The sequence below is a fragment of the Brevibacterium sp. GP-SGM9 genome (assembly GCF_047300845.1).
In the GTDB taxonomy this organism is placed as follows: Bacteria; Actinomycetota; Actinomycetes; order Actinomycetales; family Brevibacteriaceae; genus Brevibacterium.
This window is the reverse complement of sequence record NZ_CP178563.1, coordinates 956,314-976,967: the sequence shown is the minus strand read 5'-3', so window position 1 is coordinate 976,967 and position 20,654 is coordinate 956,314. Positions and strand designations below refer to the sequence as shown.

The following is a 20,654-nucleotide window of genomic DNA, read 5'->3' as shown; positions in this document are numbered from 1 at the left end:
GATGTTCAGCTCTCCTTCGGTTGCAGCTGTTCTCGAGCAGCGTGCAGGTGCCTCTCGTCCCCGGTCTGCAGCGCATAGAGGCCGAGGTCGACCGGCGAAGTCGAGAACATATGGGCGCAATGCTCGGCGAAATGCGACCATACCGTCCCACCCCGCTCGACGTACCGGCGAAGCGTCGCATCGAACGCCGCCGAGGAGACGCTGGCCTGATGGAACACGAAATCGCGTGCGGGGTCGCCGATCGCCGCAGTGGTCCAGTCGAGGACGCCGACCATGCGCTCGCCGTCCATGAGCTGATGGGCCGGGTAGACCTCTCCGTGTGTGACCGTCGTCGACGTCGGCCAGAACCGGTCATCGTCGAGCCAGGACGACCACCGAGACATGAGTTCCGTCGAGACCTCGAACTCACTGCTGACCCGCCGGATGTCCTCGCGTCTGCGCTGCCTGGACTCGGCGGAGGAGAGGTCATCGATGCCGGAAGAGCGCACCAGTGAGGGATCGAGAGTGTGCAGCTCGGCGAGGAAATCGGCCAGGGACTCCGCGTAGACGGTGGATTCGACATCGAAATGCCACCGAGGCTCACCCGCATCGTCGATCGTCAGCCCCGGACTCCCGGGCAGCAGCGGGTAGGCGATGAGATCGTCCGTGTGGATCCGCCAGTCGGGAACATCGACGTCGAGCAGCGGACCGACCGCTTCGAGGAAACGCCCCTCGACGCCTGCCCGCGCAGTGACGTCGGGGCGGCGGGGAATCCTCAGCACCCACGCGGAACCGTCGACCACCTCGGCGATGGCGACCCTGAAATCGAGGCCGATCTCGTTGACGGTGATGGTCTCCGGACGGATGTCGAGCTGGTGAGCGGCCGCACGCTCATAGATTCCGGCGGCGTCATCGGGAGGCGTCTGCATGTCTCCACCTTTGCGCACCGGCGTACCTGAGGACAAGCGTTCCGACGAGCATTTCCCAAGCGAGAATCGCATAGAAGGTCATCCGCTCCCAAACCCCGTCCTCCAGCAGCGTCGCCGGCAGAAGCCGCATATCGACCTGGAGCATGAGCATCCCGAACAGGCCGATCGCACCGAGGGCGATGCTCCACCCGCCGAGGCGGCGGTGCGAACCGGCGCGCAGCAGGGAGATTCCCGCGACGATCGCCGCCGCATTGCCGCCGAGGAAGGCCGCGGCCGCGCCCAGCACGTGAACGGTGTCGAGTCCGCGCTCGATGTTCGCCTGACCGCCGTGGACGACGGCGACTGCGACCATGCCGAGGGAGTGAGCAAAGGCGAGGACGACGAATGTGCCCCGCAGGGGGAGTCTGAAAAGACGGCACAGCAGCGCAGCTCCCACGGCGAAGAGCAGTCCCTGAGCAGCAAAGGCAACGGTGATCAGCGGGTGCAGGGGCGAATCGACGGCACGCCCGCCCAGGATCTCGACATCGGGAACGCCGAGGTCGCTGATGTAGTTCACGGCGTAGGAATACCCGGGGAACACGGAGGCGGCGAGTGCCTCGGCGAGGAGGTAGAACAGCCCCGCCGACAGGAAGCAGATCGCACCGGCCACGGTCGTCCCCGACGAAGCGGACAGGTCACTTCGATGTTCAGACATGGTGCCCATGCTAAACGCGTTCATCGAAACAGACGGACCGCCGAAATGTGCGCACAGGTATTCGCAATTGGATCGACACGCGGTTTACGCTGTATACGAAATGGTTGTCTTCGCGTGTCAGGCGTGCAACGATGGGCAGGTCCTGCCAACGGGGCCACTGATTGATGAGAACCGAATATCTAGCAAGGGAGAGATTTCATGAATGCCTCCACGATCATCTGGATCGTCGTCGCAATTGTCGTCGTCCTGATCGTCATCGGTATCATCGCTGCCGTCACTCGCAAATCTGCGGCGAAGAAGCGCGAACTCGAAGAGAAGCGTCGTCGGGAAGAGGCGGCACGGCTCCGCGAGGAGGCCTCCGCGGCACAGCCGCAGGTCCACGCTCGCGAGGCCGAGGCCGACGAGCGGAAGGCCGAAGCGAAGCGAGCCGAGGCGGAAGCCGAAGCTCAGGCTGCGGAAGCCAAGAAGCGTGCGGCCGAGGCCGAGCAGCGCTCGGTGGAGGCCAACCGGCTGAGCAGCGACGCCGACCAGCGCGAACAGGCCGTCGTGGCAGAGCGCCGCGAGCAGGAAGAGCGCCTGCGTCGGGCCGACGAGCTCGATCCCGACGTCGGCACCGGAACCCACGTCGACCCGCGTGCTGCTCACGGGCAGGGTGGTCCCGTGGCCCCGGCCGATGACCGGTCCGCAGTGCGGCCGGATCAGGCGCACGACGGCCGCGCCGTGCGTGAGCCGGACCCGCGCCAGGCAGACCAGCACCATGTCGACCCGCGCCAGGCAGACTCGCGTCATGCCGATCAGCCCCACGTGGAGCAGCAGCGCCCCGCGGAGCAGCGTCCGGCCGCCCAGCCGGAGAATCCGGTGCGGCAACCCGACCAGGCGCGAACCGATCCGCGAATCGACCCACGGGCCGATTCGCTCGATGACTCACGGATCGATCCCCGCAACGATCCCCGCACCGATGCACGGACCGATCCGCGCACGGATGCACACGTCGATCCTCGGGGCGACCCACAGCGCTCCGCTCAGTCGGACCCGCTGGCTGACGGTCGACCAGGGGCCGGTGCCCCGCACGATCCGGACTTCCCGAACGACAACGGGGCCGGACCGAGCAAGCACTGAACCACAGACCCCGGCGCATGAACGACATCGCCGGAAACAATCGGTGCCGCCGATCGCGGCACCGCAGAACCTAGGAGTCACTTTGGCTTTCATTCTCTGGATCATCGCAGCGATCCTCGTCATCTCAGGCATCTTCGCCATCTTCCGCAAGCAGCTGCTGTGGGGCATCGTCCTCATCGTCGTCGGCTGCCTCGTCGGACCCGGCGGAGTGAGCATCTTCACCTGAGCGACGCTGTCTCGATACGACCGCGGCTCCATCCGAAAAGGATGGGGCCGCGGTTCTGTTTCCCGGGTTCGAATCAGCAGCGATGGAGGGAAGACGGAGCGAATGTCGGGGCAGCGCCCAATCGCGACGGACAGCGGAGCCGATACACTCGATCGTTATGGGATCGACTGCGCTTAATCTTCGTCAAGGATTCGACCGTGTCCGCAGCATCGCTCCATGGGCCGCCGCCGGAGCGGCATGTGCGGTGCCCCTGACCGTCGGCGTCTCGATGGCGATCGACATGATGCGCAAGCGCGATCGAGAACAGCGGGAAGCCCCGCGGCCCGGCACCTTCCACGCCAGTGTCGAAGGCTCCTCGCTGAGCATCTTCACCGATGGGCAGACCCTCTACGACGACATGCTCGCCGAGATCGCTGCGGCGACGGACTCGATTCAGATGGAGACCTTCATCTGGAAGAACGACGAGGTGGGTCAGAAGTTCATCGATGCGTTCAATGCCGCGGCGGCGCGCGGGGTGGCGATCCACATCATCTACGACGGATTCGCCAACTTCACCATTCCACAATCCTTCTACCGGCAGCTGGACCATCGCATCAAGGTCCTGCGCCTGCCGACCGTGGCCCGCAAATTCTGGAGAGGGCCACTGCGCTATTCCGGATTCAACCACTCGAAGATCCTCGTCATCGACAACGATGTGGCTTTCGTCGGCGGATACAACATCGGCTCCCTCTACGCCACTCACTGGCGGGACACGCATCTCAAGGCCGAGGGCCCCGGCACCTGGGGCCTGCACCAGTCCATCGCTCAGGTCTGGAACGAATACCACAGCGAAGACGATCGGATCCCCTGGGTCGCTCCTACCGCCTGGGAATCCAAGCTGCGGGTTGCAGCGAATCAGCCGGTCCAGCTCGTCTATCCGATCCGGTCGATGTACATCAACGCCATCGAACGCGCTCAGGAGCGGATCTGGCTGACGACGCCGTACTTCATCCCCGACCAGCAGCTCCTCCGATCGCTGATGGAAGCGGCCGAGCGCGGCGTCGACGTGAGGATCATGGTGCCGCAGCAGTCGAACCACGTCCTCGGCGACTCCGTATCGCGCGGCTTCTTCGAGCAGATGGTGCGATCCAAGGTCACGGTCCTCCTCTACGAAGCGTCCATGATCCACGCCAAGATCGCCACGGTCGACGGCAAGTGGTCGACCGTCGGCACCGCGAACATCGACAGACTCTCCCTGTCCTTCAACTACGAGACCAACGTCGAGGTCATCGACAATGACTTCGCGGCGGAGATGGAGAAGGTCTTCCTCAGCGACGCCGAACACTGCAATGTTCTCGGCCCCGACTGGCTCGATCGCCATGCTCTCACCCAGTTCGCCGAGTGGGCGCTGAAGCCCATGCGACCCTTCCTCTGACCGGGGTTCAGGCGCCGTCGAGATCCTCGCCGAGGCGGGTCATCAGCTTCGCGGTTTCGCGAGTGAGGGTGTCCAGCGTGAAGCGCAGAGTGCAACGGTTCTCTGTACCTGCCCGGGTGACTGCGGCGATGTGCCGGGTGGGAGTGTGCTCGCCGCTGAGTGGAATCCGGCGGACCGGGTGCAGGTCCTGAGACCGGGACAGGCGGGAGGCCACACAGACGCCGAAGCCGTTGTGGACGAGCGCGGTGCCGGTGTTCCAGTCGTTGGCGTAGTGCCCGATCTTCGGCGTGAAGCCGGCGCTCGCGCAGTTGGCGACGACGAGCTGGTGATAGGTGGTGCCGGGGCGCCCGAGGATCCAGGTCTCCTCGGCCGTGTCGGCGATCGAGACGGTGCTGCGTTCGGCCAGCGGATGGCCCGTGGGCACCATGAGGTCGAGCGGGTCGTCGATGAGGAAGTGCTGGGCGAAGCGCTCATCGGCGCCGGCTGGCGTGTCCGAGGTGACGGCGACGATGCCGATGTCGGCATCGCCGGAGAGTAGCAAGTCATAGCACTCGCCCGGTTCGGCTTCGATCGTCTGTGTGATCAGGTTCGGAAACTCCTCGTTGAGCACGTGCATCGTGCGGGGCAGCAGCACGCTGGCCGCGGTGGAGAAGCCGCAGAGGGTGAGCGAACCGGACACCGTCGAGGCATAGGCATCGAGGTCGGAGAGGGCCTGTTCCCATTCGGTGCTCATAACCTCGACATGGCGCAGCAGCGACCGAGCCGCCGGGGTCAGCCGGATGTTGCGTCCGTGCTGTTCGAGCAGTGTGACCTTGAGTTCAGCGGCGAGCTGTCTGACCTGGTGGGAGACCGTCGACGGTGAGTAGTGAAGGGCCTGTGCGGCCGCTGTCACGGTGCCGTGCCGGTCAATCATGCTCAACATCGTGAGTCTGTTGTCAATCATGCGACCCCATCGAACGATAGTCTTTGTTTTCCTACGATAGACAAGAATACTCTCTGCCCCTCATGATGAGTCCGTGGGCCACCATCGATTCGTCTGAGAAGGAGAGTTCCGCTTGCCCGAGTACGCACGCATCATCGGTTCGAAACGTCAGCTGTGGATCGGAGCTGCCGTGCTCTTCACGCTCTCCGCCGCGGCCAATCTGGCCAGCCCGCTCTACCCGCTGTTCCAAGAGTCCCTGTCGATGACCGACCAGACGATGACCGCGCTCTACGCGGCCTACGTGCTCAGCTGCCTGCCCTCGCTGCTGATGTTCGGCTCGGCCGCCGACGCCTTCGGCCGCAAACCCGTGCTGCTGGCCGCGATCGGCTGCGTGAGCGTCGGAACCGGTCTGTTTGCCTTCGGCACGGTCGGAGTCGCCGGTCTGTTCGCTGGACGCATCCTCCTCGGCATCGGTCTGGGACTGGGCACCGGAGCCGGGATCGCGCTGATGGTCGAGGCCTCACCGGCCCGTCGGCCGTGGATGGGGTCGACGCTGGCCACGATGTCGTTCGTCCTCGGCGCCGGCGCCGGTCCGATCCTCGCCGGAGCCATCACCGAGGCGAGTGCAGCTCGAGGGGCCGGGCACGGATCGCTCACCGCTCCCTTCGTCGTCATGCTCGGGATGCTCATCGTCACCGCGGTGCTCGTGTTCATCCTGCGGCTGCACCGGCCGCTGACCCGGCAGCGGTGGCGCCCCACCTGGCCCGCCGTGCCGGGGCCGATGCGCGCGAGCTTCAACATCGCCGCGATCACCGGTCTGCTCGGCTGGGCGAGCCTCGGCCTGTTCCTGGCCCTGCTGCCGTCGATGTCGGAGTCGGTCATCGCCGAGCCGAGCCCTCTCCTCTCCGGGCTCATCGTCGGTTCGGTCCTCGTCGTCTCCGCCGGAGTCCAGCTCATCGCCCCGAAGTTCGAGCCGCGGGCCGCGCAGACCATCGGGCTGATGCTCATGGGCGTCGGGGCCGCTCTGCTGCTGAGCTCGAATCTGCCGAGCCTCGGGGCATCGACCGCCCTGATCCTCATGGCCGTGGCCGCGTTCGCCACGGGCACCGGCCACGGTCTGAGCTACTGGGGTGCCAATCGGGAGATCGACGTGCTCACTCCGACCCGGCAGCGCGCCGGGATCACGGCGGCCCTCTATCTCGCGTTCTACGCCGGTGCGGGTCTGCCCGCGATCGTCGTCGGCGTCATCGCCGTGTACACCGGACTCGTCGAAGCGATCATGATCTTCACCCTCGGCCTGCTGCTCGCCGTCATCGTGTTCATCCCGATGCCGAGCCTCGCACTGACGACGGTGCGCCGGTCCCGTGCGGAGGCGAATGCCGCACACGGGTCCGATCGACGGGGCGGGGGCTCGTTCCCGCAGCTGGCCTCTTCGGGCGACCGATACGGGGACTACCATTCGAAGTGAGTGAGATTGCACCCGACCCGAGGACCCGATGACTTCGACGAACCCCGCACCCGACCGGACCGATCAGATGCCGACACTGCCCACAGGGCTGGCCGAGCGGCTCGTCGCCTGGCGGCGGGACTTCCACAAACACGCCGAAACGGGCTGGACCGAGTTCAGAACCACCTCGGCGATCATCGGGGTCCTGCGAGACCTGGGCTGGGACACGAAGTTCGGTCCTGACCTCCATGACGCCGACTCCCGGCTCGGGGTGCCCAGCGCAGAGGTGCTCGCCGGGGAACGTGAACGCGCGGTTGCACAGGGGGCCGATCCCTTACTCGTCGAGGCGATGGGGGAGGGCTTCACCGGAGTCCTCGGTGTGCTCGAGACCGGACGGCCCGGTCCCGTGGTCTGCTTCCGCTTCGACATCGACTCGAACAACCTCGTCGAACTCGCCGATGACAGCCATCGCCCCTTCGCCGAGGGCTTCGCCTCCGTCAACGACGGAGCCATGCACGGCTGCGGACACGACGGGCACGCGGCGATCGGACTCGGCCTGGCCACGGCGCTGAGCGAGCATCAGGACGAACTGACCGGGACCGTGAAGATCATCTTCCAACCCGCCGAGGAGGGTGTCCGCGGCGCTCATTCGATTGTGGCCGCAGGTTGGTTCGACGACGTCGACCTCTTCGTCGCCACCCACCTGAAGTCCGATGATGCGAAGGGCAACATCGTCACCGGATCGGACGGGTACCTGGCGAGCACGAAGTTCGACGTCACCTTCACCGGGATCGGCTCACACGCCGGCGGTGACCCGGAGAAGGGGAAGAACGCCCTGCTGGCGGCCGCCTCGGCGACCTTGGTGCTGCATGCGATCCCACGGCACTCAGGTGGGGCCAGCCGCATCAACGTCGGCACTTTCAACGCCGGTGAGGGCCGGAACGTGGTGCCCAGGAAGGCCGTGATCCGAGTCGAGACGCGCGGGCAGGACAGCGAGATCAACGACTTCATGTTCGGCCGCGCCCAGGACGTCATCGCCGGCGCCGCCCGCATGTACGACGTGCAGAGCGAACTGAGTGTCGTCGGCCGAGCCGACCGGGAAGACCCCAGCCCGGAGCTCCTGCCCTATGTCCGGGAGAGCTTCACCGGAGTCCCCGGGGTCGCCGAGATCCGCGACTCGAGCGGAGTCGGCGGATCCGAGGACGCCACGGCGATGATGAAGCGGGTGAAGGAGCGCGGCGGTCTGGCCACCTACGTCCAGATCGGCATGGGCACCACGGCCGGTCACCACACGGAGCGCTTCGATGTTGACGAGGACATGCTCGCTCTCGGTGTGCTCGCCGAGCTGAGAGTGGCGCTGGGGGCCGCGGAGTTCTTGGGCGGGCTCGGGCAGTAGCAAGCTGCCTGGCCGAGTGTTTCCGGGACCGATCCAAGCGGCTTCCGGTTGCTCAGGGATGGCGCGCGGCAGGCGGCTCGAACGCGTCCGATAGACTCATTGGAATGTCGAGAATCTCGTGCCCGAATCTTCGTTCCAAGGTCGTCACCCCTGATCAGGCGGCTGCTCACATCGCCGATGGCGACCGAGTCGCGACGAGCGGCTTCACCGGCTCCGGCTACCCGAAGGCCGTTCCGGAATCCCTGGCCGCACGTGCTCGGGCCGAGCACGAGGCCGGACGCGACTTCGGCGTCGAACTCTGGACAGGAGCCTCGACCGCGCCCGAACTCGACGGAGTCCTCGCCGAGGCGGCAGCGGTGACCAAACGCCTGCCCTTCCAATCCGATCCGGCGATGCGGAAATCGATCAACGACGGCACCACCGAATACGTCGATACGCATCTCAGCCATTCGGCCCAGCAGGCGTGGTTCGGCTTCTACGGAAACCTCGATGTCGCAGTCGTCGAGGTCGCGGCGATCCTGCCAAACGGATTGCTCGTACCCGGCAGTTCGGTGGGCAACGCGAAGACCTGGCTCGACCTCGCCGACAAGGTCATCATCGAGGTCAACGACTGGCACCCGCGGGCCTATGAGGGATTCCACGACGTCTACTACGGCACCCGCAGGCCTCCCGAGCGGCTGCCGATCCAACTCCTCGAGCCGATGCAGCGCATCGGTGATCCCTACCTGCGGGTCGATCCCGCGAAGGTCGTCGCCGTCGTCGAAACCGACGCCCCGGACCGGAACCTTCCCTTCAAACCCGCCGACGAGGACTCGCAGGCGATCGCCGCCCACCTCGTCGACTTCCTGCGGCACGAGATCCGAGCCGATCGGCTGCCTCCGCACCTGCTGCCGCTGCAGTCGGGGGTCGGCAATGTCGCCAATGCGGTGATGGGGAACCTGGCCGACAGCGAATTCGAGGGTCTGACCGCCTACACCGAAGTCATCCAGGACGGCATGCTCGACCTCATCGACAGCGGCAAGCTCACCTCTGTCTCGGCGACCGCCTTCTCCCTGTCCGCCGAACGGGCCGCGGACTTCAACGAGAACATCGAGTCGTACAAGGGGCGGATCCTGCTGCGTACGCAGGAGATGTCGAACCACCCGGAGGCCATCCGCCGCCTCGGGGTGATCGCCATCAACGGCATGGTCGAAGCCGATATCTACGGCAATGTGAACTCGACCCAGGTCATGGGTTCGTCGATCATCAACGGCATCGGCGGATCGGGAGACTTCGCCCGCAACGCCTATCTCAACTTCTTCGTCTCGAACTCTCTGGCCAAGGGCGGGGCGATCTCCTCGGTCGTGCCCTTCGCCAGCCACATCGACCACACCGAACACGACACCCAGATCCTCGTCACCGAACAGGGACTGGCCGATCTGCGCGGACTCTCCCCGGTGGCCAGGGCACGGAAGATCATCGCGAACTGCGCGCACCCGAGCTATCGGGACCGCCTCGGCGACTATCTGGATCGGGCGATCGCCGAGAATCCCCATGGCCGGCACACTCCGCACCTGCTCGGCGAGGCGCTGTCCTGGCACGGACGGTTCCAGGCCGAAGGGCACATGTAGGCAGGGGCGTCAGCCGGCGATCCAGGTCGGCACGGCCGCGACGAACCAGGCCAGGCCCGGTCCGATGAGGCACATCAGTCCGGCATAGCCGATCATCTGCTTGTAGTAGCGGTCGCGGATGGTCGAATGCACATTCGCCAGCAGCATCGCACCGTTGGTGGAGAACGGGCTGATGTCGACGATGGTCGCGGCGATCGCCAGCGCCGCGACGAAGCCTCCGACGTGGACATCGCCCGACTCGAGGAAGGGCACTGCCAAGGCGATGACCACGCCGATGATCGCCAGCGAGGACGCCAGGGCCGAGATCAGACCGGACATGTAGAAGAGTAGCAGAGCGGCCAGCAGCGGAATTCCGATGGCGGAGATGCCCGCCGAGACCCACTCCACGGTGCCCGCCTCCTGCAGGACCGCGATGTAGGTGAGCACACCGGTGATGAGGATGACGACCGACCAGGAGACCCGGGACATCGCAGCCTTGCCCGCCGCAGGATTGATGACGGCGAGGATGATCGAGATCGTGATCGTCACGAAGCCGACGTCCCAGCCGAAGATGAGCACCGACAGCGCCATCGCGATGAGCCCGATGAGGGTCGGGACCTGGCCTCGGGTCAGCCTGCCCCGCCGTGCCTCGCCTGTCGGTGCGCTTCTGGTGAGCAGCCCGGTCTGCGATGCGGCCGTGGAATCCAGTGACACGGCGGCGGAACCCGGTGACGCGGCGGCGGAACCCGGCGACGGCGAGGCCGGATCGTCGTCGGCCTCGGCGCGCAGGCCGGGCCGGTGCCGCAGCACCAGCCACACGACGAGGGCGAAGACGAAGTTGAAGACCAACGGTGCCAGGAACAGCGACACCGGGGTGGGGGTCAGCCCGTTTTTCGCGAGGTAGTCGTTGATGAAGATGCCGTAGACGCTGATGGGGGAGAAGGCGCCGGCGAGGGCACCGTGGACGACGAGGAGGCCGACCATGAACTGATTAAGACGGTGTCTGCGGGCGAAGGTCAGGGCCAGCGGAGCGATGATCGCCACGGCGAAGAGTGCACCGAGTGAGATGAGGACAGCGGTGAGGGCGAAGAAGATCCACGGCATGAGTGAGATCCGCCCGCCGACGAGTCTGACGCACCAATTGACGATGAGCTCGATGACGCCGTTGTTCTGGGCGAAGCCGAAGAGATAAGTGAGTCCGACGAGGGTGAGGAAGAGGTCGACGGGAAAGCCGGCGAGGAACTCCTCGGGCGCCTGGTGAAGGACGAGTCCGCCGACTCCGGCCGCCGCGACGAACCCGAGCAGCCCCATGTTGATGTCCCGCCAGGTGCCGATGATGAACATCAGTCCGAGGACGATCACACAGATCAGTTCCGCACTCATTGCCGCAGTAACTCCTTCAAGGTCGTCGGGGGTGTTCGGATGTGCCGAAGGCGAGGGAGGACCGCCGAACGGATCGTCGCTCTCGCCGTGTCCAATCTAGGTGAAATCTCATTCTCCGACCATTCTGTCTCGTGATGTGACAAACCGTGTTGGCCGGCCTGGAGTGATCGGTTCGAAATCCATCCACCGCGGATAGTGCGTCAGGTCACCAGATCGGTGAGAGTGTCATTCAATCGCCGTCAAGGTGGTTGTCCTGCACTGTTCGAGGCGAGAGAAGTTGATGACTGCCATGACCGAAGACGTGAATGAGCCCAGCAGCGCCGAGGTGCTTCGCGCCGCCGACGCCATCGTCGCCGCATTCTCCGCGACAGACACGGAGGCCTACTTCGCGGCGTTCGCCCCGGATGCCTCGTTCGTCTTCCATCCCGAACGGCACCGCTTCGACTCCCGCGCCGAATACGAGGACACCTGGAAATCGTGGCTGGCCGAGGGATGGTCGGTGGCCGACTGCGCCTCGAGCGACCGGCTCGTCCAGACGTTCCCCGGCGGCGCCGTCTTCTCACACACCGTCGATACGACAGTGAACACCGGTGACGGCCGGGAATCGTACCGGGAGCGTGAGAGCATCGTCTTCCGCCGCCTCGGCGATGGTGGGCTCGTGGCGATCCACGAGCATCTTTCGACGGTCCCGGAGGCTGCGCAGGCCGACTTGACCGGCGCCACTGATGCTGCCGACCTCACCGGCGTTACCGACGCCACCGACGCCGAGGCGGGGGAGCAGTGAACTGGTACCGCAGGCTCGAGGCGCGGCTCGAGTCCGGCAGTGACGATTCCGGCGTCATCCGCGGACAGCTGGGCACCGGCCGGATGTTCATGATCTGGTTGGCCGCCAACCTCGTGGTCACCACGATGCTCACCGGCACGCTCTTCGTCCCGGGCATCGACTACACGACGGCGATCCTCGTCATCGTCCTCGGCACGGTCCTCGGCACCATCGTGCTCACCCTCATCGGCAATATCGGCACCCGGACCGGATTGGCGACGATGGCGATCACGCGGGGAGCCTTCGGTGCGAAGGGCAGCTATCTGCTCGTGGCGGCCAATGTCGTCATCCTCATGGGCTGGAGCTGGGTGCAGGCGATGCTCGCCGGCATCAGCGTCAATTACGTCGTCGCGCAGACGACCGGATTCTCCAACCCGATCCTCTTCTCCGTCCTCTGCCAGGCACTCGTCGTCGGCCTGGCGATCCTCGGTCATGAGGGAATCGAGAAGGCCGAGCCGTGGTTCGCCCTCCTCATCCTCTTGGTCATGGCCTATATCTTCGTCATCGCCTTCACCGGGCACGCACCGGCCGAGTACACGCAGATCCCGATCGACCCGAGCCTCGACGTCACCCCGGCGCTTGCCCTGGACATCGTGATCTCGACCGCGATCTCCTGGACCGTGCTCTCGGGCGATCTCAATCGACTCGCCGGCAGTCAGCGAGCGGGAATCGTCGGCTCCGGCCTCGGTTACATCACCTCGACCGTCTTGGCCATGGTGCTGGGGCTGACCGCATTCAGCTTCATCCTCCTCGACGGCTCGGACGCGGCTGCCTTCGACCCGACCGTTCTGGCCGAGGAATTCGGCTGGGCGCTGGCGATTGTCATCTTCCTCTCCGTCATGGCCACGAACACCATGGTCGTCTACGGCATGGTCAACTCCGTCGTCGGTGCGCAGAGTCGAACCAGACTGAAGTTCCTGCCGGTGGCGCTGATCCTCGGGGCGATCTCGATCATCGGTTCGACCTGGCTGGCGCTGCTCGACCAGTACACGGACTTCCTGACCATGATCGGCGCCTTCTTCGTCCCGGTCTTCGCGATCCTCATCGTCGACTACTACCTCATTAAACGCGGAGCCTACCCCCGCGACATCCTCCGCGATTCCGGCGGCCTCTACTCCTATGTCCGCGGAGTGAATTGGGCGGCGGTGGCCGTGTGGGTGAGTGGGGCGCTCGTGTCCTATCTGCTCACCTATCCGTATCCGAGTCCGGTGGGCGCGACGATCCCGTCCTTCATCGTCTCGTTCCTGCTCTACCTGGGACTCTCATGGCGCTCGCGCGGACGATTCTCCGGAGTCGACTCCCAGCACCTGTCCGTCCGGGACTGAAGCCGAATACCCTCCGCTGACGACCGACGCGGTAGGAGCCTTCGCGGAGCGCCGACCTCTGATCGCTGACCTCTGATCGCTGGCGCGCATCATCGACGCGGAAGGGCCCTTCGATCACCGCCGACGTCGCGGGCTGCTCCCTGTCCGTTCGACGCGGCCTACTCCCTGTCCGCTCGACGCTGGCGGGCTGCCCGCTGACCGCCTGGATGCATCGACCATGGAGGTTGGTGACGGTTTTTCTGTCGAGTCGCTTTCCGAGGTGGGTCTGATTTCTCATGTCAGTGCCGAATGAGACGATTGAGGAACAAGATGAAACGAATGTACATGAAAAGTCAGAGATTTGATGAGAATATTCTGTTCCGGCTATAGACATTGAATGTTCGAATAGAATAGTATTGAAGTACTAAGAAATTCGAGTCAGTTCCACCGTTGCTTCCCCGACAATGACGCACGAGGCAGGTGAAAGACAATGAAAGGCATTACCCCGGCTCCCACAGATCCGCCGAACGGCGATGCCGCAGTGGGCCCTTCGCCGCGATACACGATTCGTTTCGAATCGAATGTCACCAGGCTTGCCGAGGCTGCAGCCGAATCCGATCGCGCACAGTTCGCCGTATTGGAGCAGACCGCGGGAATCATCCTCGAACAGGTGATGCAGTTCAACGGGTGTGAAACGCCCCAGGGCGATGATCCATACCGGTGCGAGACGATCGCTGCGGCAGTTGCACGGTACGCGGAGCCGGTCGAGGACAAGGTCGGCGAAGTCGCTGTCACCTCGCGGGATCCCTGGCGAGCTTATGACGCCGAGGGAAGGCCTTTGGGATCCGACATTGCCGAGGCCACCGACGTTGCCGAAACCACCGACGTTGCCAAGGACGCCGACGTCGCTGAGACTATCGAAGGCGATGCACCTGCGACCGACATTGCCGGCGCGGAACACCCTGGTGCGCACGCAGATGCGACCGAAGCCGAACTCCCGGCGTTCCCTGATTTCGATCTCAGGACCTGTTTCTACGAGTGGGTGCACGAGAACGTGCTCAAGGAGAACCTCGTTGAAGTGTCCTCGATCCTCGGTACTGCCACCCCGCGTACCTACCGACATCTCACTCATGCAATGACGATCATCATCGGACTGCCGAGATTCGCCGACCGGGTACGCAATGGAGATTTCGCCCATGCCCACGTCGAGTCGGCGGCGAACCTGTGCGACACCGTCGCCTTCGGCCTCCTGCCTCAGCTGGACGAGTTCCTCGCCACCCGAAAAGCAGAAGTGACCAGTGAGAGCCTTCGCAAGTCATTGAGGAAGAAGATCAACCTCCTTGAGCCTTCGCAGGACCGGTCCGAGCTGGCGGCGAAGCGACGCAATGTCTGCGTCGAGGGCCGTGCGGACGGAAGCGCCTGCATGATGATCAATGGGCCTGCTGCGGAGATCTTCGCGAGCTATCACCGAATCGAAGCGATGGCCCGCGCGGTTCACGGCAAGAACGGCAGCCCCTTCAACCTCCGCTCGGGCCTTGAGATCATCGACGAGCGGTCTATCTCGGCACTGATGTACGACATTGCGATTCGTCCGGTGCCGGACCTGAAGATCAAAGTCAGAGAGATCGATCCGGGCACCGGTCTGCTCATCGAGCGCGAAGCACCCCTGCTCGATGACGAGGGCACTCTGCTCTTCAACGGCGATGATCACGACAATGGCGTCGAGGACTATGCGAAGTCATTGCTGCCGGACACCACTGACTCTGCCTTCATCGCGAATGGTTCAGAATCGGCACGCGAACGGGAGTTCTCCGTCAAGATCACCATGCCGACTCAGCAGTGGTGGTTGGCGAATCAGGCGGCCACCGTGGTCACGGTCCCGTTCCTGACTCTGACGGGAGACTCCGGGCTTCCCGGCAGCTACGCCGACGGAACACCTGTGCCCGCCGAGGTGGCCAGGCAGATCGCGGGGCGCTCGAAGACTCTGCTGAGGATTCTCACCGACCCCGCCACCGGCACACCGATCGACGCGAAGGCGACGAGCTACGCGATTCCGCAGGACCTGCGGAAGGCGATCGTCGAGCAATGGGCGATCTGCACAGCACCCGGATGCACAAGGAGAGCAGAGAAGGCAGAGATCGACCACGTCGATCCGTTCTTCCACCTCGAACCGCTCAAGGGAGGACTGACGAGGTTCGGAAATCTCCAACCTCTGTGCAAGAAGGACCATGCGCTGAAGACAGCGCGAAGGTACTCGATCAGAATGCCTCGATCAGGGTTGGTCGAATACGAGTTCAAGCATGGCATCACGGCGTCTGTCACTCCACCTGATCAGCCGGTGAACGCCTCCCAGGCGCTTGAGTTCTATGCCCTGGCACACTTGCGTCCGCAGCGATGGCGTCTGCCGGAGAGCTCTGTCCCGGCACCGCCGATGGTCCTGGAACTCATGCCCGGCGAGTCGACGATCCGGGCCCGCGAGGCAGAGAGCCGACGTGCTCAGGAGCTGACAGCCAAGCGCCGTCGGATATCGCAGGACTACCGACAGGCTCGTGCGGCTCGACGGAGGCTGCTGATCGAGCGGATGCTCGATTGGGAGAATGCGGTGTTTCAGCCCTGTCTTCCACCCGGATCGGACCCCCTGATGCGGAAGCAGCTTCCGTGCGGATCAGGTCGCTCCCGGAGAGACCCCAATTCCGAAGCATTCTGGGCGACCGATCCGGATGATCCGCCACCGTTCTGACCTACGGGCCCTTCGGAGCCGTTCCGACCCGCAGGCCCTTCGGAGCCGTTCCGACCCGCAGGCCCTAAGGATTCGTCGGCGACGATATCCCGGCAGGCGGCGGTCCGCTGCCGACGGGGCCGATGTCCCGCCGGTCGCAAGATAAGCCAGAGACCGCCGCGCTTGTCCGGCACGTGTGGATCAGCGGTGGTCTACCGGATACATCTGCCGTTCGAGTTCCGGCGCGAGGGTCCGCACGTACTGATCCGTGAGGTGGTTCCAGTCGCGGTAGACCAGCACATTGCCGATCACCGGTCGTACGGCGTCTTCCTTGATCAGGGCTTCGGTGAGGTCGAGGTGAATGATCCGGGAATCGGTCAGGACCGCCTCGGCGGGGTTGGACCGAGCGAACTCCGCCTCGGCCGGCACGGCGCAGTCGTCCGCAGCGGGATCCTGCGCGGCGCAGGCACGCGGATCGAGCTGTTCGCCCCTGTCGTTCTTCAACCAGGGATTGTCGCGGACGGCATAGATCGGGATATCCGCCTCGGCGATGCGGGAGAAGACGTCCTGGTACTCCGGAGGCACATAGTCCGAATGGCCTGCGTCTCCGCCTTGAGGCCGTGTCGAGACCATGAAGACGCCCTCGCTGGGAGGCGAGTCATAGATGCGGTCCTCGACGCTGCGCGACCAGGCATCACAGTTGGCGTCGTCCTCCCCGCCGTAGTAGAGCGGGCAGCCCGAACGGAGGAACGGAACGATTCTGATTCCGCGTTCCCTGCCGATCGTGTCGAGCGCACCCAACCACTGCTCGCTGTGCGAACCGCCGACGACATAGAGTTCCCTCTCCGCGGTGACATCGCCGTACTCGCAGGCGGAACCGTCGGCCTTATGCGTGATGATCGCGGTGCTGGCCAGGTCGGTCATGCACTCATCAGAGGATGCCGCGGGCATCATCTGCGTGCGGTCGACGAGGCTGGGATAGATCGGCACATCGTCTCGAGGAGCGACATCGTCGAGGACTTCGGCGGCACCGGGGTAGGAGTCATCCCGGCCCTCGGCGACGGCCTCGGCGATTCGGGTTTCGTCCGACGTCTGCTGCACAGAGGCGGCCGCGGACACGGCGAGTGGAGAGGCGATGACGAGGACGAAACCAGCGGCCAGGCCGAGGGATCGCAGCCTGCGCACTCTCGTCGCGGTGCTCGCCGGCACCCGTGTCGATTTCGGCGCAGGGCGCAGGACGGCGCGGCTGCTGCGCAGCGGGATCTCCACATAGTGGTAGGTCAGCCACGCCAGGCCGAGCGAGACGACGATGGTCGGAACGCCGAGCAGGGGATTCTTCGCCTCGAGCCCGGTGACCTTGACCCCGAAGATGAGGAGCGGCCAATGCCAGAGATACAGGCTGTAGGCGAGCCGACCGAGCCCGACAGCAGGCGCCGATTCGAGACACCGGACGATGGCGGGAGGCCGGTGAGCAGACCCTGCCCGCACACCGCTCGGACTCGCTGATGCCGACCCACCCGCTGATGCCGACCCACCCTGTGATACCGACTCACCCGGTGATGCCGACGCACCCGGTGATGCCGACGCACCCGGTGACGCCGTCCGATCGTCGAGACCGGACACGACGAGGCAGAGTGCGCCGAGGAGCGGGATGAGCGTCAGCGGACCGGGAAACTGCTGCGCACCGTCGAAGAAGATCCCCACCGAGAGGATGAGCACCAACCCGACCCAGGACAGCACTGTCCTCGTCAGGGCGGATGGACGGAAGGTGAGGATGACGAGACCGAGCAGGCCGCCGGCACCGATCTCCCAGAATCTCGACAGCGTCGAATAGTAGTTCATCGCCTGCTGACCCGAGAGGCTGAGCACTGTGGCATAGACGAAGGAGCCGACGGTGAGGATGGAGATCGCCAAGATCACCCGAGCCTTCGGCAGCCGGCGAGCAAGATGGATGAGCACGATGATGAGCAGGTAGACCTGCAGCTGAACCGACATCGACCACAGATGCTGGAACGGCGTGGTCGCGCTTCCCGCCGCATCGTATTCGGCGTCGACGCCGATGAGTCTCCAGTTGAGCCAGTGCAGAACCGCGGCGGAAGCGTCGCCGAACAGCGAACCCAGCTCGACCCGCGAATAGAGGATGAGGACGCCGATGACGCTGGCCCCGACGACGGTGACGAGGGCTGGCAAAAGGCGACGGACGATTCTGAGCAGAGAACAGCCGAGCGTGCGGCCGTTCGGATCGGCGACATTCCTCAGCTGGGAGGAGATGAGCAGCAGGCCGCCGATGAAGAGGAAGACATCGACACCGGAGGAGACCTTGCCGACGAAGATATGGAAGACCACGACGAGAGCGATCGCCAGACCGCGGATTCCGTCGAGGTGGTCGTAGTGGGGCTTCGCCTGTGCAGGAGAGGTCATATCGGTCGTTCGTCGTCGGTGAGGCGGCGGCGCGCGCCGAAGGTGTGCGCAACAATGATACGACGAACGCCGCCGATGAGACCGATCACGGTCCGCGGAGACCGGTTTGCTACTGTCATCTGGACGAGGCGAACCGGGCCCGCCGACCGCTCTGCTCGGCCTGGTTCGCAGAAGGGGAATCGGTAGCCGTGGTGATCAACCAGCTGTTCGACAGATTCCTGCCCCCGAATCGCCGCCTCAACCCCGTGGCACTCGCCTGGGTGGCGGTGATCCTCACCGCGATCGGAATGCTCGCCATCGAGTCCTCGATCGCGGTGGGACTCTACGAGGCGCCGGTCGCCCTCGCGCTCCTCGTCACTCTCATCCATGTCGGGTGTCTGCCCCTGTCGATGCTGCGTCCGCTGTTCGGAGCCATCGCCTCCTCGCTCGCCTGCGGGGTCCTGCCCCTGCTCGGTCCGTCCGCCGACGGGGCACCCTGGCCGTGGATGGTGCCGATGATGATCACGCAGACCTTCGTCATCCTGATCCTCGGTCTGCGGGCGCATTGGGGCATCGCCCTGGCTGCGCTGCTCGGCAGCATCGGATCCTCCGCGGCGGCGGCGATGGTCGGCCGGATGTTGTTCCACGCCGGTCATTCGGATGCGGCGATCGTCAACATCGTCATCTTCTCCTGCATCGCCGGAGGGGTCTACGTCGCAGCCGTCATCGTCCAGCAGTGGCAGCTGATCCGGTCGCAGCTGATTCAGGAGCAGGAGAACACCGCCGAGGAGCATTCGAAGCGGGTGGCGATCGAAGAGAAGACGCGCATCGCCCGGGAGCTTCACGACATCGTCGCCCACAGCATGTCGATCATCAACATCCAAGCTTCGAGCGCACCGTTCCGGCATGCCGGCATCGACGCCGAGGTGGCCCGGGAATTCGATGACATCTCCGTCTCCGCACGGCATGCGCTCACCGAGATGCGCGGTCTGCTCAGCGTGCTGCGCAACGACGAGGGCGGCCACGAGCTCGCCCCGCAGCCGAAGTTGTCCGACATCGACGAACTCGTGAGGAAAGCCCAGCAGGCCGGAGTCTCCGTCACCCTCGAACGCAGCGGAGAGAGGATCGACCAGGTGCTGCGCGAGAGCACCGGACTGGCGGGCTACCGGATCGTGCAGGAAGGGCTGAGCAACGCCATCCGACATGCCCGGGACTCGGAGATCTCCATCCGCATCCGCGGCAGCGGAAGTGCGGTTCGGATCAGCATCGTCAATACCTCCGGCCGCGGCCCGGGCGACACCGGGAGGCAGGGAGACCACCGGTCGCAGGGTCTGATCGGCATGCGCGAGCGAGCCGCCTCGGTCGGTGGGGAGATCCGCAGCGGCTGGACCGAACACGGAACCTTCGAGGTCGAAGCGGTGCTGCCACTGACCTTCACCGATCCCGGCCATGCACAGACCGGCCCCGCACAGAAGACCGACCCCGGACAGACCGACCGAGCACAGACCGACCGAGACCAGACCGAACCGCCACCAGCCGGGCCAGGCGCCCACCTCGAGAGAAGAGACCACGAGTGATCCGAGTCCTCATCGCCGATGACCAGGCCATGGTCAGAGCCGGCTTCGCCGCGCTCCTCGATGCTCACCCCGACATCGATGTCGTCGGCCAGGCCGAAGACGGCCGCGAATGCGTGGCGATGGCGGCCGAAGTGAGTCCGGATGTCATCCTCATGGATGTGCGCATGCCGCACCTCGACGGGATCGAAGCCACCCGCGAGATCGTGACCGCCGCTCGCACACAGGTCCGCGATGAGGAGTCCGCGGTCACCGGCCCGAAGATCATCATGCTCACGACCTTCGACATCGATGACTATGTCTTCGACGCCATCCGCGCCGGCGCCAGCGGGTTCCTGCTCAAAGACGCCCCACCGGACGAACTCGCCGAGGCGGTCCGTGTGGTGGCCTCGGGAGAGGGGCTGCTGGCACCGAGCGTGACTCGGCGGGTCATCGAACACTTCGCCGCTGGCACACGGACCTCGAACCTCTCCGTCCTGCCCGATCTCACCGATCGGGAACGCGAGATCCTCGTCCAGGTCGCCCGGGGCGCAACCAACAAGGAGATCGCGGCCTCGCTGTACATCGCCGTGCAGACGGTGAAGACCCACGTCTCACGGATCCTGTTCAAACTCGATGCTCGGGACCGGGCGCAGGCGGTCATCGCCGCCTACGAATCGGGTCTCGTCGTCCCCGGTGGGCAGCCCTGAACCCCGAGCGCTGACCTCACTCCACGACACCGACTCTCAGTGTCGGC

Annotated in this window: 16 protein-coding genes; 11 read left to right on the top strand and 5 right to left on the bottom strand. The window is 65.0% G+C overall.

Going from position 1 to position 20,654, the window contains the following annotated elements:
* Positions 1 to 5 precede the first annotated feature (5 nt).
* Together ACH82I_RS04415 and ACH82I_RS04410 are read right to left on the bottom strand one after the other, a co-directional pair.
* Positions 6 to 908, bottom strand: coding sequence for a macrolide 2'-phosphotransferase (locus tag ACH82I_RS04415; RefSeq protein ID WP_413335769.1), 903 nt, complete (start codon positions 906 to 908; stop codon positions 6 to 8).
* Entirely contained in the window at positions 889 to 1,602 is a 714-nt protein-coding gene (locus tag ACH82I_RS04410) for a DUF998 domain-containing protein (protein WP_413335767.1), read from the bottom strand. Before ACH82I_RS04410 ends, ACH82I_RS04415 begins: the two co-directional genes overlap by 20 nt.
* A 198-nt stretch (positions 1,603 to 1,800) precedes the next feature.
* Between ACH82I_RS04410 and ACH82I_RS04405 the strand changes: the two genes are divergently transcribed.
* The 3 genes from ACH82I_RS04405 (at position 1,801) to ACH82I_RS04395 (ending at position 4,361) form a co-directional block, all read left to right on the top strand.
* A complete protein-coding gene (locus tag ACH82I_RS04405) occupies positions 1,801 to 2,721 on the top strand; it encodes a hypothetical protein (RefSeq protein ID WP_413335765.1) in 921 nt (306 codons plus the stop codon).
* 82 nt (positions 2,722 to 2,803) lie between these two features.
* Entirely contained in the window at positions 2,804 to 2,947 is a 144-nt protein-coding gene (locus tag ACH82I_RS04400) for a GPGG-motif small membrane protein (RefSeq protein WP_230743546.1), read from the top strand.
* Positions 2,948 to 3,104: 157 nt separating this feature from the next.
* On the top strand, positions 3,105 to 4,361 hold the full coding sequence (locus ACH82I_RS04395; RefSeq protein WP_413335763.1) for a phospholipase D-like domain-containing protein: 1,257 nt from the start codon (positions 3,105 to 3,107) through the stop codon (positions 4,359 to 4,361).
* Between the two features lie 7 nt (positions 4,362 to 4,368).
* Here ACH82I_RS04395 and ACH82I_RS04390 read toward each other — a convergent pair whose 3' ends face one another.
* The gene (locus tag ACH82I_RS04390) at positions 4,369 to 5,304 is read right to left on the bottom strand and encodes a LysR family transcriptional regulator (RefSeq protein ID WP_413335761.1); all 936 of its coding nucleotides are present in this window, start codon (positions 5,302 to 5,304) and stop codon (positions 4,369 to 4,371) included.
* Between the two features lie 112 nt (positions 5,305 to 5,416).
* On the opposite strand from ACH82I_RS04390, the gene ACH82I_RS04385 reads away from it, so the two are divergent.
* The 3 genes from ACH82I_RS04385 (at position 5,417) to ACH82I_RS04375 (ending at position 9,736) form a co-directional block, all read left to right on the top strand.
* On the top strand, positions 5,417 to 6,751 hold the full coding sequence (locus tag ACH82I_RS04385; protein WP_230743549.1) for an MFS transporter: 1,335 nt from the start codon (positions 5,417 to 5,419) through the stop codon (positions 6,749 to 6,751).
* 28 nt (positions 6,752 to 6,779) lie between these two features.
* Positions 6,780 to 8,126 carry an amidohydrolase gene (locus tag ACH82I_RS04380; protein ID WP_413335759.1) on the top strand — a complete coding sequence of 449 codons (1,347 nt, stop codon included), beginning with the start codon at positions 6,780 to 6,782 and terminating at the stop codon, positions 8,124 to 8,126.
* Positions 8,127 to 8,230: 104 nt separating this feature from the next.
* The gene (locus ACH82I_RS04375; RefSeq protein WP_413335757.1) at positions 8,231 to 9,736 is read left to right on the top strand and encodes an acetyl-CoA hydrolase/transferase family protein; all 1,506 of its coding nucleotides are present in this window, start codon (positions 8,231 to 8,233) and stop codon (positions 9,734 to 9,736) included.
* Between the two features lie 9 nt (positions 9,737 to 9,745).
* Here ACH82I_RS04375 and ACH82I_RS04370 read toward each other — a convergent pair whose 3' ends face one another.
* Complete coding sequence (locus tag ACH82I_RS04370; protein ID WP_413335755.1) at positions 9,746 to 11,098, bottom strand: SLC13 family permease; 1,353 nt, start codon at positions 11,096 to 11,098, stop codon at positions 9,746 to 9,748.
* A gap of 289 nt (positions 11,099 to 11,387) precedes the next feature.
* Between ACH82I_RS04370 and ACH82I_RS04365 the strand changes: the two genes are divergently transcribed.
* From ACH82I_RS04365 to ACH82I_RS04355, 3 genes are all read left to right on the top strand, one after another.
* On the top strand, positions 11,388 to 11,882 hold the full coding sequence (locus ACH82I_RS04365; protein ID WP_413335753.1) for a YybH family protein: 495 nt from the start codon (positions 11,388 to 11,390) through the stop codon (positions 11,880 to 11,882).
* Complete coding sequence (locus tag ACH82I_RS04360) at positions 11,879 to 13,246, top strand: purine-cytosine permease family protein (protein WP_413335752.1); 1,368 nt, start codon at positions 11,879 to 11,881, stop codon at positions 13,244 to 13,246. Before ACH82I_RS04365 ends, ACH82I_RS04360 begins: the two co-directional genes overlap by 4 nt.
* A gap of 469 nt (positions 13,247 to 13,715) precedes the next feature.
* Positions 13,716 to 15,965, top strand: coding sequence for an HNH endonuclease signature motif containing protein (locus ACH82I_RS04355; protein ID WP_413335750.1), 2,250 nt, complete (start codon positions 13,716 to 13,718; stop codon positions 15,963 to 15,965).
* A 180-nt stretch (positions 15,966 to 16,145) separates the two neighbouring features.
* On the opposite strand, the gene ACH82I_RS04350 is transcribed toward ACH82I_RS04355, so the two are convergent.
* A complete protein-coding gene (locus tag ACH82I_RS04350; protein WP_413335748.1) occupies positions 16,146 to 18,365 on the bottom strand; it encodes an acyltransferase family protein in 2,220 nt (739 codons plus the stop codon).
* Here ACH82I_RS04350 and ACH82I_RS04345 point away from each other — a divergent pair.
* Both ACH82I_RS04345 and ACH82I_RS04340 read left to right on the top strand, forming a co-directional pair.
* Positions 18,350 to 19,921, top strand: coding sequence for a sensor histidine kinase (locus tag ACH82I_RS04345; RefSeq protein WP_413335746.1), 1,572 nt, complete (start codon positions 18,350 to 18,352; stop codon positions 19,919 to 19,921). The genes ACH82I_RS04350 and ACH82I_RS04345 overlap by 16 nt on opposite strands.
* A complete protein-coding gene (locus ACH82I_RS04340) occupies positions 19,918 to 20,607 on the top strand; it encodes a response regulator (protein WP_413335744.1) in 690 nt (229 codons plus the stop codon). Before ACH82I_RS04345 ends, ACH82I_RS04340 begins: the two co-directional genes overlap by 4 nt.
* Positions 20,608 to 20,654 lie beyond the last annotated feature (47 nt).

Bases quoted from the DNA above. Each gene is read 5' to 3' on its own strand.
- ACH82I_RS04415 (WP_413335769.1), bottom strand. From the start codon at position 908: ATGCAGACGCCTCCCGATGACGCCGCCGGAATCTATGAGCGTGCGGCC.
- ACH82I_RS04410 (WP_413335767.1), bottom strand. From the start codon at position 1,602: ATGTCTGAACATCGAAGTGACCTGTCCGCTTCGTCGGGGACGACCGTG.
- ACH82I_RS04405 (WP_413335765.1), top strand. From the start codon at position 1,801: ATGAATGCCTCCACGATCATCTGGATCGTCGTCGCAATTGTCGTCGTC.
- ACH82I_RS04395 (WP_413335763.1), top strand. From the start codon at position 3,105: ATGGGATCGACTGCGCTTAATCTTCGTCAAGGATTCGACCGTGTCCGC.
- ACH82I_RS04390 (WP_413335761.1), bottom strand. From the start codon at position 5,304: ATGATTGACAACAGACTCACGATGTTGAGCATGATTGACCGGCACGGC.
- ACH82I_RS04380 (WP_413335759.1), top strand. From the start codon at position 6,780: ATGACTTCGACGAACCCCGCACCCGACCGGACCGATCAGATGCCGACA.
- ACH82I_RS04375 (WP_413335757.1), top strand. From the start codon at position 8,231: ATGTCGAGAATCTCGTGCCCGAATCTTCGTTCCAAGGTCGTCACCCCT.
- ACH82I_RS04370 (WP_413335755.1), bottom strand. From the start codon at position 11,098: ATGAGTGCGGAACTGATCTGTGTGATCGTCCTCGGACTGATGTTCATC.
- ACH82I_RS04365 (WP_413335753.1), top strand. From the start codon at position 11,388: ATGACCGAAGACGTGAATGAGCCCAGCAGCGCCGAGGTGCTTCGCGCC.
- ACH82I_RS04355 (WP_413335750.1), top strand. From the start codon at position 13,716: ATGAAAGGCATTACCCCGGCTCCCACAGATCCGCCGAACGGCGATGCC.
- ACH82I_RS04350 (WP_413335748.1), bottom strand. From the start codon at position 18,365: ATGACCTCTCCTGCACAGGCGAAGCCCCACTACGACCACCTCGACGGA.